The sequence below is a fragment of the Streptomyces sp. NPDC005962 genome (assembly GCF_040629205.1).
In the GTDB taxonomy this organism is placed as follows: domain Bacteria; phylum Actinomycetota; class Actinomycetes; order Streptomycetales; family Streptomycetaceae; genus Streptomyces.
On record NZ_JBEXVE010000007.1, the window covers coordinates 147,668 to 162,406 of the forward strand.

Annotated in this window: 14 protein-coding genes; 10 read left to right on the top strand and 4 right to left on the bottom strand. The window is 72.1% G+C overall.

The genetic code is table 11. The features are described 5' to 3' along the window. Window positions 1-153: 153 nt before the first annotated feature. The gene (locus ABZ370_RS14390; RefSeq protein WP_358620084.1) at window positions 154-936 is read left to right on the top strand and encodes an aminoglycoside phosphotransferase family protein; all 783 of its coding nucleotides are present in this window, start codon (window positions 154-156) and stop codon (window positions 934-936) included. On the opposite strand, the gene ABZ370_RS14395 is transcribed toward ABZ370_RS14390, so the two are convergent. Continuing rightward, on the bottom strand, window positions 926-1,780 hold the full coding sequence (locus tag ABZ370_RS14395) for a GNAT family N-acetyltransferase (RefSeq protein WP_358620086.1): 855 nt from the start codon (window positions 1,778-1,780) through the stop codon (window positions 926-928). The two genes, ABZ370_RS14390 and ABZ370_RS14395, sit on opposite strands and share 11 nt — an antisense overlap. Window positions 1,781-1,922: 142 nt before the next feature. Between ABZ370_RS14395 and ABZ370_RS14400 the strand changes: the two genes are divergently transcribed. Further along, window positions 1,923-2,942 (top strand): glutathione S-transferase C-terminal domain-containing protein, encoded by a 1,020-nt coding sequence (locus ABZ370_RS14400; protein WP_358620393.1) that lies wholly within the window; start codon window positions 1,923-1,925, stop codon window positions 2,940-2,942. A gap of 21 nt (window positions 2,943-2,963) precedes the next feature. Here the strand turns inward: ABZ370_RS14400 and ABZ370_RS14405 are convergent, their stop codons facing one another. Continuing rightward, window positions 2,964-4,304, bottom strand: coding sequence for an FAD-binding protein (locus ABZ370_RS14405; protein WP_358620088.1), 1,341 nt, complete (start codon window positions 4,302-4,304; stop codon window positions 2,964-2,966). A 170-nt stretch (window positions 4,305-4,474) separates the two neighbouring features. On the opposite strand from ABZ370_RS14405, the gene ABZ370_RS14410 reads away from it, so the two are divergent. Both ABZ370_RS14410 and ABZ370_RS14415 read left to right on the top strand, forming a co-directional pair. Beyond that, window positions 4,475-5,278 (top strand): SDR family NAD(P)-dependent oxidoreductase, encoded by an 804-nt coding sequence (locus ABZ370_RS14410; RefSeq protein ID WP_358620090.1) that lies wholly within the window; start codon window positions 4,475-4,477, stop codon window positions 5,276-5,278. 185 nt (window positions 5,279-5,463) lie between these two features. After that, entirely contained in the window at window positions 5,464-6,765 is a 1,302-nt protein-coding gene (locus ABZ370_RS14415) for an MFS transporter (protein WP_358620092.1), read from the top strand. Between the two features lie 37 nt (window positions 6,766-6,802). Here ABZ370_RS14415 and ABZ370_RS14420 read toward each other — a convergent pair whose 3' ends face one another. Together ABZ370_RS14420 and ABZ370_RS14425 are read right to left on the bottom strand one after the other, a co-directional pair. Continuing rightward, window positions 6,803-7,549 (bottom strand): SDR family oxidoreductase, encoded by a 747-nt coding sequence (locus ABZ370_RS14420; protein WP_358620094.1) that lies wholly within the window; start codon window positions 7,547-7,549, stop codon window positions 6,803-6,805. A 91-nt stretch (window positions 7,550-7,640) separates the two neighbouring features. After that, complete coding sequence (locus tag ABZ370_RS14425; RefSeq protein ID WP_358620096.1) at window positions 7,641-8,681, bottom strand: NAD(P)-dependent alcohol dehydrogenase; 1,041 nt, start codon at window positions 8,679-8,681, stop codon at window positions 7,641-7,643. 226 nt (window positions 8,682-8,907) lie between these two features. Here ABZ370_RS14425 and ABZ370_RS14430 point away from each other — a divergent pair, with 226 nt between their 5' ends. The 6 genes from ABZ370_RS14430 to ABZ370_RS14455 all read left to right on the top strand — a co-directional run bounded on the left by ABZ370_RS14430 (window position 8,908) and on the right by ABZ370_RS14455 (window position 14,732). Then, entirely contained in the window at window positions 8,908-10,062 is a 1,155-nt protein-coding gene (locus ABZ370_RS14430) for an acyl-CoA dehydrogenase family protein (RefSeq protein ID WP_358620097.1), read from the top strand. Window positions 10,063-10,185: 123 nt separating this feature from the next. Next, window positions 10,186-10,974 carry an enoyl-CoA hydratase/isomerase family protein gene (locus ABZ370_RS14435; RefSeq protein ID WP_358620099.1) on the top strand — a complete coding sequence of 263 codons (789 nt, stop codon included), beginning with the start codon at window positions 10,186-10,188 and terminating at the stop codon, window positions 10,972-10,974. A 5-nt stretch (window positions 10,975-10,979) separates the two neighbouring features. After that, window positions 10,980-11,360 (top strand): OB-fold domain-containing protein, encoded by a 381-nt coding sequence (locus tag ABZ370_RS14440; RefSeq protein WP_358620101.1) that lies wholly within the window; start codon window positions 10,980-10,982, stop codon window positions 11,358-11,360. Then, window positions 11,357-12,502, top strand: coding sequence for a thiolase family protein (locus ABZ370_RS14445; RefSeq protein ID WP_358620102.1), 1,146 nt, complete (start codon window positions 11,357-11,359; stop codon window positions 12,500-12,502). The genes ABZ370_RS14440 and ABZ370_RS14445 overlap by 4 nt, the downstream gene beginning before the upstream one ends. 56 nt (window positions 12,503-12,558) lie before the next feature. Next, complete coding sequence (locus tag ABZ370_RS14450) at window positions 12,559-13,761, top strand: acyl-CoA dehydrogenase family protein (protein WP_358620103.1); 1,203 nt, start codon at window positions 12,559-12,561, stop codon at window positions 13,759-13,761. Then, on the top strand, window positions 13,758-14,732 hold the full coding sequence (locus tag ABZ370_RS14455; protein WP_358620104.1) for a phosphotransferase family protein: 975 nt from the start codon (window positions 13,758-13,760) through the stop codon (window positions 14,730-14,732). Before ABZ370_RS14450 ends, ABZ370_RS14455 begins: the two co-directional genes overlap by 4 nt. The last annotated feature ends 7 nt before the right edge of the window (window positions 14,733-14,739 follow it).

The window sequence follows — 14,739 nt, forward strand, 5'->3', positions numbered from 1 at the left end:
ATCCGGGTCGGATCGACCCGGGGGGTGGGATCGTTGCACATGCGATGCCTCTTTGGTGATTTTGTGCTCAGATGGCGAAGTGGCGTTCACGAGTCCTCCACCTACGGCATAATGCCCACTTCCCTGGATCGGCCGCTTTCGTAGACTGACCCTGTGCAGCAGCCCGAAGAGCAGCCGTTGTCCGGCGGGAACGTCAGCGACGGCGTCGTGCGCGTCGGCGACACGGTCCGCCGCCCCACGGGGCCGTGGACCCCGGCGGTGCACGCGCTCCTGACGCACCTCCACGACACCGGCTTCCGCACCGCGCCCCGTCCGCTGGGCATCGATGACCAGGGGCGCGAAGTGCTGACTTTCGTACCGGGCCAGGTGGTCTGGCCCGACCGGTTCGCCCTGCTGGAGCCCGCGCGGCGGGTGGCCCGTGTCGCACGTCTGATCCGGGACTTCCACGACGCGGTGGAGGGCTTCACACCGCCGCCGGACGCCCAGTGGCAGGTGCTCATCCCCGCCGAGGGGGCCGACATCATCGCCCATCAGGACCTGGCTCCGTGGAACCTGGTGACCGGCGGCGAGGACGAGTGGGCCTTCATCGACTGGGACACGGCCGCCCCCGGTTCCCGCCTGTGGGATGTCGCCTATGCCCTGCACGGCTTCGTCCCGCTGTCCGCGCATCCCTCGTGGCGGCGCGCCGACGCCGCGGACCGGGTGCGGATCTTCGTCGACGCCTACGGGCTCGACGAAGCCGAACGCCGCGACCTGGTACCGCTGCTGGGCCGCCGCACGCGTTCCATGCACGACTTCCTGCGCGCCCAGGCGGCCCTGGGCCACCAGCCCTGGGCGACCCTCTGGGCGGAAGGCCACGGTGACGCGTGGCGGAGCGATGCCGAGTACATCGAGCAACGCGAAGAACAGTGGGCGCGCGCCCTGCTCACCGGCTGAAGGAGTGCAGCCGGTCGACCTCGGTGAAACCGGCCCGGTCGTACAGGGCGTTGGCGGCGCCGCGGTCGCGTTCGGCGCCTCCGGGCGGGGCGTCGTCGTCGACGTAGAGGATCGCCTCCCGGGCTCCGAGCCGGGCGAGCAGATCCATGGCCCGGCCGAGCAGACCCGCACCCAGGCCACGGCCCCGGGCCGAGGGGACGACGCCGATCCACCACAGCACCCCGATACCGGCCACCGGGCGGCCGACCGTGGCTTCCGCGACCAGGACCCCGTCCTCCCAGACCTCCAGGCTCACGCCCCGCGGGTGTTCGGATCCGTGGAGGGTGAGGTGGGCGGCAGGATGCGGCAGGCCGCCGACCGGCAGTGGCGCGCGCATGTACCGCCACAGGTCGCGGCCGGTGAATCCGGCATCCCGCAGCGCTCGACGGGTCGCCGGGCGATGGCGGACCGGGAGGCCCTCCAAACCGAGGGTGAGCGCGGAGGCGAACTCGAAGGCGTACACAGTCCGCGCGCCGAGCCGGTCCAGCGCGTGGGCGATCAGGGCTTCGGCGAGTGGCGGGTCCTCGCGGCAGTGCAGCCACAGCAGGAACCCGGCGCCGTCGCCCGGACGGATGGCGGACGAGACGACACCGAGCACCGTGCCCGCCACGTCGTGGATCACCTCGGTCACGGGCGCCGCCAGCTCCGCCCACCAGCCGCTGTCCACGGGGGAGCGGCCCGCCAGCGCCTCGGTGAGCATCGCGGGGGTGGTCGGCGGCTGCCCGGGCAGGAGGTCGGCCGCGATCAGGTCGAGCACCGCGGGCGCGTCGCCCGGTGCGCAGGGCCGTACCGAAAGATGGCTCACCCTGCGTCCGCCTCCGCCGTCGTGCGGTGGGGCAGCGAGCCGCGTCGCATGTCTCCCCGGATGGGGGCAGGGTAGGTGATGAGGCGAGCCGTACACACGCCGGCGGACGCGGACGCGCCGCATGCTTCGGGAGGTGGCCGAATTGAACACCGCTGGCCAGAAGACACCCCGTGACGGAAAGGAATTCGCCCGGTCGGGACCGCACTTCTCCGACCGGATCACGGCCGACGGCCGGGACGGCTGGCCCGTCGAGGCCGGGCGCTACCGGCTGGCCGTCAGCCGGGCCTGCCCCTGGGCCAGCCGGGCGCTGGTCTCGCGACGGCTGCTCGGCCTGGAACCGGCCCTTTCAGTGGCGGTCGCGGACCCCATCCAGGACGAGCGGAGCTGGCGCTTCACGCTGGACGCGGGGGAGCGGGACCCGGTGCTGGGCATCGCGTACCTCAGCGAGGCGTACGACGCCCGCGAGCGGGAGTACCCGGGCGGTGTGAGCGTGCCCGCGATCGTCGACATCCCCAGCGGGAAGCTGGTCACCAACGACTACCGGACCCTCACCCTCGACCTCGCCACCGAGTGGACCGCCCTCCACCGTCAGGGCGCGCCGGACCTCTACCCCGAGGGGCACCGCGAGGAGATCGACGAGGTGATGGTGGGGGTCTACCGCGATGTGAACAACGGCGTCTACCGGGCCGGTTTCGCCCAGCACCAGGACACGTACGACGATGCCTTCCGGCGTCTCTTCGCCCGTCTGGACCAGCTGTCGGAGCGTCTGGCCACGCGGCGCTATCTGGTCGGCGACACCATCACCGAGGCCGACATCCGGCTGTTCACCACCCTGGTGCGCTTCGACGCGGTCTACCACGGCCACTTCAAGTGCAACCGGAACAAGCTGAGCGAGGACCGGGTGCTGTGGGGGTACGTACGCGACCTCTTCCAGACGCCCGGATTCGGCGACACGGTGGACTTCGACCACATCAAACGGCACTACTACCAGGTCCACACCGACATCAACCCCCGGCGCATCGTCCCCCTCGGCCCCGGCCTCTCCGGCTGGTCGGCCCCGCACGGACGGGAGGAACTGGGCGGGCGCCCCTTCGGCGACGGCACCCCTCCCGATCCGGTGCCACCCGGCGAAACGGTCCCGGAGGCCGGACGCGCCCACTGAGCCCCCGCTCAGGGGCCGGTGTCAGGGACGGTGGGCCGACGCCGCGGCGGTATCCGCCGCGGTCAGCCCGAAGACGAGGGCGGACGCGATGCCGCCCGCGTAGGCCCGGTGCCACAGGCCACCGGTGTCCGAACCGGCGGCGAGAAGCCCGGGCAGCGGCTCCCCGTTCCCGGCCAGGACCCGGGCCCGGTCGTCGATGCGCACTCCGTGGAACGGGAAGGTGATGGCCGGTACCGTCTCGATGACGTAGTACGGCGGTTCGTCCAGCGGGAGCGCGTCCAGCTCCCGGCCGGGGGCCGTGGCGAGCCCCGCCGAGGCGCGCTCGTTGAACCGCTCGACGCCGTCGCGGAGGGAGTCGCCCCGGTATCCCCATTCCTCGGGCAGGCAGGCCAGTTCGTCGAGGTCTTCGGCCAGTCCCGCGCGGCCGCCGCGCTTGCTCGCCAGCGCGAACTTGTCGACGGCGACCGCGCCCTCGACGTAGGAGCCGGTGATCCAGTCGCGGAAGACCCGGGCATCGGCGATGAGCAGGCCCCGGCTCTCCGGCTGGTCCAGCAGTGCCATGGCGGTGAGGTGGTCGCCCAGCGTCTCGTCCACGAAACGCTCGTTGCGCAGGTTGAACAGGAGCGCGTGCTCGCTGTAGTACAGCGACAGGTCGACGAAGTCCACCGGATCGGCGAACGGCACGCGGCTGGGAATGAGGTGGCCGTAGAAACCGGCGTCCGCGTGGCCGGTGGCCGCGCCCACGCCGGTGGCCAGGCGGTAGCCGCCGCCCCGGCTGTGGGGATTGGAGCGCAGTTCCATGCGGTCGGCGTGGGGGTGCACATGGGCGGCGCGGAGCGCGGGGTCGCCCTGGAACCCTCCGGTCGCCAGGAGTGTGGCGCGGGCGCCGACATCGCTGATCGTGCCGTCGGCCGACCTCAGCCGGGCGCCCACGACACCACCGTGATCGGTCAGCAGGTGCTCGGTGTGGGTCGCGAGCAGCAACCGGCCACCGCCGTCGAGGATGAGCCGACGGCAGGTGTCGAGGTAATGGTTGGTGTCGAATTGGTGTCCGCGGCCGAAGCTCAGGATGCGCTGGGCGTCCTTCACCTCCACCCCGGTGGAGCGAATCCATGACACACCCTCGTCGAACCGGTCCACGAGGGCGCGCTTCAGCGCGAGATCTCCTCGTGGATTGTGCTGGTCCATGATCGCGTGGCTCGGGGCCGTCCACGCGTAACCGGCGAACCGCGCCGAGCCGCCGACGTCCGCGCCCGTCTCCACGACCACCACGGACAGGCCATCGCGGACGGCGCGGGCACCGGCGGTCAGGCCCGCCATGCCCGCTCCGATGATGAGCAGATCGACGACTTCCGAGTCCACGCGCATCTCCTCCGCCGGTGTCCGCGACTTCCCGCTTCCCCGCTTCTCCGTATCTCAGTAGAACCGAATCCAATTCATACCTCAAGGCCCTGCTCGGGTCTTGCCGGTTCCGCGGCCGACGCGATAGGAGAGATGAAGTCAGTTCAATACTGGTAGTGAGGGAGGCCGTCATGGCGCATGAAGGGGCACACGCGGGCCGGTTCGAGGGCAAGGTCGCCTTGGTGACGGGCGCGGGCTCGGGCATGGGGGCGGCGATCGTCCGGCGGCTGGCCGCCGAAGGGGCCCGGGCCGTGGTCCTGGCCGACGTCGACGGCGCGAGCGCGGCGGCCGTCGCGCGGGACGTGCCGGCCGGCCGGGCGCTCACCGTCGACGTGGCGGACGCCGCGGCGGTCGATCGCGCCGTCGACGACGTACTGCGGCGGCACGGCGGGCTCGACCTTGTGGTGCATGCCGCCGGGGCCGACGATCCGCAGGCCAAGCAGCGCATCGCGGACGCCGTGGTGGAGGGCCGCGTGCCCGAGGTGACCGACGTGCTCGACGACGCGGCCTGGCGGCGCGTCATGGCGATCAACCTCGACGGCACCTTCCATGTGCTGCGTGCCTCGGTGCGGGCCATGCGTCCGGCGAAGGCGGGGGCGATCGTCGTGATCGGCTCGTCGTCGGCCTTCGACACCCCGGTCGGCTACCCCCACTACGCCGCGTCCAAGGCGGGTGTGCACGCGCTGTGCCAGGCCGTGGCCAAGGAGGTCATCCCCGCCGGAATCCGGGTGAACGTGGTCGCGCCCGGGCCGACCGAGACGGGGATGGCAGCGCGCACACCGGAGGTTCTGCGCACGGGGTTCGCCGATCCGCGGGTGCGCCCGTACGCCACCCCGGAGGAGATCGCCGACATCGCCCTGTTCCTGGCCGGTGACGCCGCGGCGAACCTGGTCGGCGCAGTGCTGCTCGCCAACGGCGGCCGGTTCACCGCCTGACCCTCATCGGCGCTGCCGACTCCGTTGAACCGAATCAAATTCAGATCATCGCGCTTCGCGCTCCTCGCCGCTTCCCGGCCCAGCCGGGAAATCCGTGCCGAAGGCTAGCTGTACTGAGTTCAGTTCTGTAGCGTCCCGGGCGTCGGCACGGCCCGGATACGTGCCGTTCGGAAGGAGAGCCCGACATGAGCACCACTGAGCAGCCCGCCCCGCCGGGGGCCGAGCCATCGGCGTACGCTCCCCGCACGGTGCGCCGCGCGATGCTCGCCGGAAGCATCGGCACCCTGATCGAATACTACGATTTCAGCGTTTACGGCTATCTCGCCGTGGCGATCGCCCCGCAGTTCTTCCCTGGCGACGATCCGACGGCCTCGGTGCTGGCGGCGCTCGCGGTGTTCGCCACGGGTCTGGTGGTGCGGCCGATCGGCGGTATCTTCTTCGGGCGGATCGGCGACCGGTGGGGCCGGCGCAAGGCGCTCGTCTCCTCCGTGCTCTGCATGGGCGTGGCCAGCAGCATCACGGGACTGCTGCCGACCTACAGCCAGATCGGTGTGTTCGCCGCGGTGCTGCTGTTCATCACCCGGCTGGTACAGGGCATCTCCTCGGGCGGTGAGTCGGTCGGCGCCTACACCTATATCTACGAGTCGGCGCCGCCCGGGCGCAGGGCGTTCCTCGGGGCCGTCACACCCATCGGGTCCAACCTCGGATTCATGTTCGCGGCCGCCACCGCCGGGACGATCTCCGCCCTCACCACCGAGGACCAGATGGCCGACTGGGGGTGGCGGCTGCCGTTCCTGATGGCCGTGCCGCTCACCCTGATCTGTCTGTGGGCCCGGCTGCGGATCGAGGACACCCCGGAATTCGAGGAGGCCGCGCGGCGCGCCGACATTCCCACCGCACCGGTCCGGGAGGTCCTGTCCACCCACCGCACCGCGCTGCTGCAGTCCATCGGCCTGGCCATGGCCCAGGGCGGCGCCATCTTCCTCGGTCTTACGTACATCGGCATCTACATGACCACGAACCTGGGCTACGAGCCCACGGACGTGTTCTGGCTGACCGCGGGGGTCGTGCTCGTCACCGTGCTGCTGATGGTCCCGGCGGGCAAGCTCGCCGCCCGGTTCGGCTGTCGCCGCGTCCTGCTGGCCGGGCTGCTGGGCTTCCTGGTGACGGCCTATCCCGCGATGATGCTCATGGGGCGGCACAGCCTGGCCATGGCGGGCCTCGCCTATCTGCTCTTCATGGTCAGCAGCGCGTTCGTGCAGGTCCCGGCGGCCAGCCTGTGGCCGCATCTCTTCGAACGCCGGGTCCGGTACACCGGTATGGCCATCGGGTACAACATCGGCACCGTCCTCGCGGGCGGTACCGCTCCCTACATCGCGGCGTTCCTGGTCCAGCGGACGGGGAACCTGCTCTCACCGGCGTTCTTCGTGATGACCGTCTGCCTGATCGGGCTCGGTGCCCTGTTCACCGTCCGCAAGGATGTGTAGGGACACCGGCGGCCGCATCCGCGGAGGCGGCCGCCGGTCAGACCTCGTCCGCCGCGTGGCCGACGTGGCCGATGGTCTGGCCGCCGTCGACGGGAAACTCCCCGCCCGTGGTGTAGGAGGCGTCGTCGCTCGCGAGGAAGAGCACCATGCGGGTGACCTCGTCCGGCTCGCCGATGCGGGCCACGGGCTGACGGGCGAACAGTTCGGGTGAGGCGCTCTCACCCATGGGCGTGCGGATGACGCCCGGATGCACGGAGTTGATACGCACCCCCGTGCCCGCCATGTCCAGCGCGGCGGCCTTGGTCATCCCACGCACCCCCCACTTGCTCGCCACATAGCCGATGCCGTTGGCGAAGCCCATGAGGCCCGCGGCGGAGGAGATGTTGACGACCGCCCCCTGGCCACGGGCGCGCATGCCGGGCAGGACGGTGTGCATGCCGAGAAAGGCGCCCACCAGATTGACGTCGACGATCCGGCGGAAGTGTTCGGGCGACTGCTCTTCCACACCGCCGAAGTGAATGATCCCGGCGTTGTTGACCAGGACGTCCACCGGGCCGAGGGTGTCCTCGACCGTGCGGACGACGGACCGCCACCGCGCCTCGTCGGTGACATCGAGATGGCAGTACCGCGCATGGTCCAGCTCGCCCGCCAGGGCCTCTCCCTCGTCGTCCAGCAGGTCGCAGACGGCGACCCGGGCCCCCTCGGCGGCCAGTCCGCGCACATGTGCGGCGCCCATGCCCCGGGCTCCGCCGGTGACGAGCGCGACCTTTCCTTCGAAGCGCATACCGGGCTTCCTCTCCGTATCGATTCCGTACCCATGGCGATTCCGTACCTATGGCGATTCCGCACGCATGGCGATTCCGTATCCATGGCGATCAGTCGGGCACCAGCACGGCCCGCCCCCGCACCCGGCCCCGGCGAAGCCGCTCGATGGCCTCCGGCGCGGCGGACAGCGGGAACCGTTCCGTCTCGACGCGCAGCGCACCCGAACGTGCCAGCGCGACCACCTCGGCGAGCTGGGGGCGGGGTCCCCAGAAGGGCAGGGAGAGCCGGAAGCCGGGTGGCAGAACGCCCGGTTTGGAGACCGTCAGACGGCCGCCTCCGCTGCCGACGACGGCGACTTCGCCACCGGGCCGCAGGATGCCGGTGGCGAGTTCCAGCGTCTCCGGGGTGCCGACGAAGTCGAGCACGGCGTCCGCTCCCGCACCGCCGCCGCGTGTCCTCAGCACCCCGGCGGTGTCCGCCCGCATCAGGGTGCCGAAGTCCGCGCCGGAGCGGTCCGCGAGAGCCAGGGCGTCCTCCCGGACGTCGACCGCCAGCACACGGCACGCCGTGGTCGCGCGGAGGATCTGCACCGCCAGGTGGCCGAGCCCGCCGATGCCGATGACGACGGCGGTGGCGCCCTCCCCGAGCGCGGGCCGGAGCCCGGCCACCGCATGGTACGAGGTCAGACCGGCGTCGGAGAGCGGCGCCGTCTGTTCGGCCGTCAGATCGCCGGCCGGCGCCAGATGGCGGGCGGACGGGACGAGCACGTACTCGGCCATTCCGCCGTCCCGGCCCAGGCCCGCGCCGTGCCAGCGGAGCGTGTCACGCCGGTCGCAGTAGTTGTCCCAGCCCACGGCGCAACGGCCGCAGGCGCCGCAGCCCCACGGTCCGTAGAGCACCACGGGCTCACCCACCGCCACCCCGTCGGCGTCGGGCCCCAGGGCCGCGGCCCGCCCGGCGACCTCGTGGCCGAGCGTGAACGGCAGCCGGTAGGGGAGTGCCCCCGGAGCCGCGTCGATGACGTGCAGATCGGAGTGGCACAGCCCGGTGGCCTCGACCCGCACCAGGACCTGGGCGCCGCGGGGGACGGGCCGCTCGACGTCCGCCTGTTCCGGGGGCTCGCCCCACGCCGTCAGCCGCAGTGCCCTCATCGTCACCGTCCCTGGTCTCGTCGGGCCGCGGCCGTCACGTTAACAGAGGTGAAGTGACTTCAGTAGATGGCCAAGGGCGGGGCCGGATCGCGCGGAGGTCTTGGCGGGGGCCTTGCCCGTCCGGGGTTCCCTGCCTACGGTCATGAATTGAGTTCAATTCTTAGATCCGATCCTCAGGTCTGATCCCTCAGATCTGATCCCGTCGTACGAGCACGATGGAGCCCCCATGCACCGTCGCCATCCCGAGATCGCCCCCCGGCTGCTGTCCGAAACGGACGAACAGCGGCAGTTGCGCACCGTCCTGCGGGACCTTTTCGCCGAGGCGGGCGGCCCCGAGGGCGTCCGCACCCACCTGGCCGCACCGCGCGGATACGACGAAGCGCTCTGGGCGCGGCTCGCGGGCGAGATCGGGGTCCACGGGCTGGCCGTTCCGGAGGAGTACGGCGGGGCGGGCTTCACCTTCGCCGAGCTGGCGGTCGCCCTGGAGGAAGCCGGGCGGGCCCTGATGTGCGCGCCGCTGCTGTCCACGGTGGTCCTGGCCGCGCACGCCCTGCTGTACGGCGGCGACCGCGCGGCCCGCGAGCGCTATCTGCCCCGGATCGCCGACGGCACGCTCACCGCGACCGTGGCGGGGTTCGGCGACGACGGGTCCGGTGACGACGGGCCCGGGGTCACCGCCGAGCGGGGGAGCGCCGGATGGGTGCTGCGCGGGCGGGCGGACTTCGTGCTCGACGGGGCCGGTGCGGGGCTGGTCCTGGTGCGGGCCGGGACCTCCGCGGGGCCCCGGCTGTTCGCCTGCGAGCCGGACCCCGGCACCTGCCGGCGCACGCCGCGCCGCGTCCTGGACGAGACGCGGCGCCAGGCGCTGCTGGAGTTCCGGGGCGCACCGGCCACCGCCGTGGGGACGGCGGAGGGCGCCGAGGCCGCCGTCTCGGCGACGCTGGACACCGGACGGGCCGCGCTGGCGGCCGAACAGATCGGCGGCAGCGGACACGCCCTGGACGCCACGGTCGAATTCACCGCACAGCGCCACCAGTTCGGCCGCCCCATCGGCTCCTTCCAGGCCGTCAAGCACCGGCTGGCCGATGTGCTCGTCGCGCTGGAGGCGGCGCGCTCGGCATCCGCGTACGCCACGGCCTGCGCCGCCGTCGACCCGCCGCAGCTGCCGGTGGCCGCCTGTGCCGCCGCCGTGGTCTGCTCCGAGACCTTCCGGCTGGCCACGGCCGAGTACGTCCAGCTGCACGGCGGCATCGGCTTCACCTGGGAGCACCCGGCCCATCTGTATGTGCGCCGCGCCCGCGGCGCCGAGGTGCTGTTCGGCACGGCGGACCGGCACCGCGCCCGGCTCGCCGGGCTCGTCCTTGAACCACATTCGGTTTGACCGCCGCACCGCCGCCTCGGCCGAGCCTGCTGCGATCAAGCCTGTCCCGATCAAGGGGTTGACAGCGCCGCTCCGTGGTTCCAGAGTTGTAGTGAATTCAGTTCAGTTTGAAGGGGTGAGGATATGACCGTGGAAGACGAGATCCAGTTCGAGCGTGACGGCCACATCGCCCGGGTGTGGCTCAACCGCCCCTGGAAGAAGAACTGCGTCACCGTGCCGATCCTGGACCGGCTCGACGAGATCATCACCGAGGTCGACGAGGACCCCGAGCTGCGGGTCCTGGTGGTCCGCGGCCGTGGCGGCACCTTCTGCTCGGGCTTCGACCTCGACAGCCTGAAGGCCGAATACGTCGGCAAGTCCAACGCGATCGACGTGGCGGTGAAGTCCGCGAAGGTGTGCGACCGCCTCTACTCGATGAAGACTCCCTCGGTCGCGGTCCTGGAGGGCCACGTCACCGCCGGTGGCTTCGAGATCATGATCTCCTGCGACTTCGCCATCTCCGCCGACGACGCCAAGATCGGCGACTTCCACATCCGCCGCGCGCTGTTCGGCGGGGCGGGTCCGATCTACCGGGTGCCGCGCATGATCGGCATCCGCAAGACCAAGGAGCTGATGCTCACCGGCAAGCTCCTCTCCGGCGTCGAGGCCGCCGAGTTCGGGCTCATCAACAAGTCCGCACCGGCCGACCAGCTGGACGCGACGGTCGAGGAGTTCATCGGGAACCTCACCGACAAGAGCCCCTTCACCATGTGGCTCACGAAGATGACGATCGACCGCAGCCTGGACGCCGACACCCAGTCGCTGATGGTGATGGAGCACCTCGCCGTGGGCGTGGCGCTCAACTCCGAGGACGCCAACGAGGGCGTGTCGGCGTTCCTGGAGAAGCGTGAACCCAAGTGGCAGGGACGCTGAGCCGGATGGCCGCCGAACCGCGGAGTCCGGCCGCCGGGCTCCAGGGCTCACGGTGCTCCGGCTGCGCGGTGACCACGTACCCCGCGGAGGGCGAGTGCCCGCGCTGCGGAGGGTCCGCCGATCCGGTGGCCCTCCGGGGCACGGGCACGCTGTGGACCTGGACGGTGCAGCGGTACGCCCCCAAGTCGCCGCCCTACCAGGCCCCGCCCGGCGGTTTCGTGCCGTTCGCGCTCGGCTACGTCGAGCTGGCGGAGGGCGTGCGGGTGGCCGCCGTCCTCGACATCGACGATGTGGCGGACATTCGCATCGGCATGGCCCTGACCGTGACCGCGGGCCCCGGCGTCCCGCGGGCCCGGCCCACCGCTCCCGGGGAGGAGGGAACATGAGTACCGACGTCCTGATCTGCGGCGCCGGGCGCACCCCGTTCGGCCGGTCCGAGGCGACCGGCCGGCAGCTGGCCGCCGACGCGGTGAACGCGGCGCTCGCGGACGCCGGAATCGGCTGGTCGCGTGTGCGGGCCGCGTTCGGCGGCAGTGACAGCGCGGGTCTCGCCGACACCCTGGTGTCCCGGCTCGGCCTGACCGGAGTGCCGTTCGTCAACGTCAAGAACGGCTGCGCCACCGGCGGCAGCGCGCTGATCTCCGCCGTGAACGCGATCCGCTCCGGCATGGCGGACGTCGTCCTTGCCGTCGGCTTCGACAAGCATCCGCGCGGCGCCTTCGACCCGAGGCCCGAGGACTGGGGCCTGGGAGCGGAATACGGCAGCGACGGGCTGATGGTGACCACCCAGTTCTTCGGCATGAAGATCCAGCGCTATATGCACGACCACGGGATCACCTCGCGGACCCTCGCCCTGGTCGCCGAGAAGGCGTACCGCAACGGCGCACTGACCCCCGAGGCGTGGCGGCGCAAGCCGCTGTCAGCCGAGGAGATCCTCGGCTCCGGCATGGTCAGCGACCCCCTGACCCGCTTCATGTTCTGCTCCCCGGGAGCGGGCGCGGCCGCGCTGGTGCTCTGCTCCCCGGAGGCCGCCCGCACCGTGGACGGCTCGCCGGTCACCCTGCGCTCGGCGGCGCTGCGCACCCGGCGCTTCGGCTCGTTCGAGGTCTTCAGCCCGTCGGTCCCCGCGGGCGAGCCGACCAGCGTCAGCCGCGACGCCTCGGCCGCGGCCTTCGAGGAGGCCGGGCTCGGCCCCCGCGACGTCGACGTCTGCCAGCTGCAGGACACCGAGAGCGGCGCCGAGGTCATGCACCTGGCCGAGTGCGGATTCTGCGAGGACGGCGAGCAGGAGCGGCTGGTCGCCTCCGGCGCCACCGGAATCGACGGCACGCTGCCGGTCAACACCGACGGCGGCTGCATCGCCAACGGCGAACCCATCGGAGCCTCGGGACTGCGCCAGGTCTACGAGATCGTCCAGCAACTGCGCGGCCGGGCCGGTGACCGCCAGGTCCCGGACCGGCCCCGGGTCGGCTTCACCCATGTGTACGGCGCCCCCGGCGTGAGCGCCTGCACGGTGCTGTCCCGCTGAAACGCCCCGCTGAAACGTCCCGCCGCATGTCCCGCCGAACGGAGGTGGCAGAAGAGATGAGTGGCATCCCGGACCCCGAGGAGTTCCGCGCCCGCGCCCGCCAGTGGCTCGGCACCGTCGCCCGGCCCCGGACCGCCGACGGAAAGTGGGGCAGCGGCTCCGACTCCGTCGCCGTGTTCGACAACTGGACCGAGGAACAGGAACACGCGCACACCGCCCGCGTCCAGGAGTGGGAACGCACCCGCTACGACCAGGGGTGGTCCGCGCTCCACTGGGAGGAGACGTACGGGGGCCGCGGCCTGCCCGCGTACTACGAGCAGCTCTACCGCGCCGAGGAAGCCGCCTTCGACGTACCGCACCGCCCCGAGATCTTCCCGGTGACCCAGGCGCTCGTCGCCCCCGCGATCGCCATCTGGGGCACCGGGGAACAGAAGCGGCGCCTGCTGCGGCCCATACTGCGCACCGACGAACTGGCCTGCCAGCTGTTTTCGGAGACCGAGGCGGGCTCCGACCTCGCCGCGGTGCGCACCAGGGCGGTGCGCGAGGGCGATACCTGGGTGCTGACCGGGCACAAGGTGTGGACCTCCGGAGCACGCGTCGCCACCTGGGGCGTCGCGGTGTGCCGCACCGATCCCGACGTCCGCAAACACGCCGGGATCACCGTCTTCCTGGTGCGCATGGACGCGCCCGGCGTCACCGTACGGCCCATCCGGCAGATGACCGGCGGCACCAGCTTCAACGAGGTCTACCTCGACGATGTGCGCGTGCCCGACACCGACCGGCTCGGCCCCGTCGGCGAGGGCTGGCGGGTCACCCTCAGCGTGCTCGCCGCCGAACGGCTCGACTCCGGCAGCCTCGGCCTCGACAACGCCGACCGGGCACTGGACCTCGCCGCGCATCTGCCCCGCCCCCTCACCGGCGGCGAACAGCAGCGGGCCGCCGACCTCCACATCCGCACCCTGATCCAGCGGCTCATCGGACTGCGGGTCACCGCCGCCCTCGTCGCCGGACGCGAACCCGGCGCGGAGGCCTCGGTCGGCAAGCTGTACGCCACCGAGACCATGCGCCGCACCGGCGACCTGGTGTCCGAACTGCTGGGGCCGAGCCTCGTGGCCGACACGGGGGAGTGGGGCACCTACGCGTGGACGGAGCATCTGCTCGGCGCCCCCGGCTACAGCATCGCGGGCGGCACCGACGAGATCCAGCGCACCATCCTCGCCGAACGCGTCCTCGGCCTGCCCAAGGAGCCTGTCCGATGAGTACGACCACGCACCCGCCGGAGCTGTCCGCCCGGGTCCGCGACCGGCTCGCCCGCCACCACCCGGGCGCGGCGGTCGGCCCGCTGACGGTGCTGCCCGGCGGCCACTCGGGGCTGACGTACTCCGTCACGGCGGGAGAAGCCCGCTACGTCATCAAGGCGGTCCCGCCCGGGCAGCGGCCCGTCGGACGCAACGACGTCCTGCGCCAGGCCCGGGTGCTGGGCGCGCTGGCCGGTTCCGAGGTGCCGGTGCCGGGCGTCGTGGCCGTCGACGAGACCCAGCCCGGCTGGTTCGCCATGGACTTCGCGGCCGGGGAGGCCGTCGAGCCGGTCCTCGACGAACACGACGTGCCCCCGGCGACGGCACGCGCCCGGATGCTGGAGATCGGCTCCGTCCTGCGGCGGCTGCACACCACCGATGTCCGGACGCCCGGCCTCGGCGCACCCGAACCCCTCGACGCCACCGGTGAGCTGGAGCGGTGGAGCCGCACCCTGCACGCCGTACCCCCCGAACTGCGGCCCGGCGGGGAGGAGTTGCTGGCACGTCTCGCCGACGGTGTGCCGCGCGCCCTCCCGCCGGTGCTGCTGCACGGGGACTTCCGGCTCGGCAACGTCCTGTGCGTGGACGAGCGCGCCGTCGCCGTCGTGGACTGGGAGATCTGGAGCGTCGGCGACCCGCGCATCGACCTCGGCTGGTTCCTGCTCTTCGCCGACCACCGCAACTTCCCCCGGCTGGGACACCCCGTGCCCGGCCTGCCCGGCGAGACCGACCTCCTGGACACCTACCGCGACGGGCGGCCCGCCCTGCCCGCGATGGACTGGTTCCGGGCGCTCGGCCGCATGAAGATGGCCGCGATCATGGGCCACAACCTGCGCCGCCACCGCGAGGGCAAGCACCACGACCCGGACCAGGAGCGTCTGCCGCCCACCATCGCCGCGATGATCCGCACGGCACGCGACATCCTCGGCTGATCCGGAC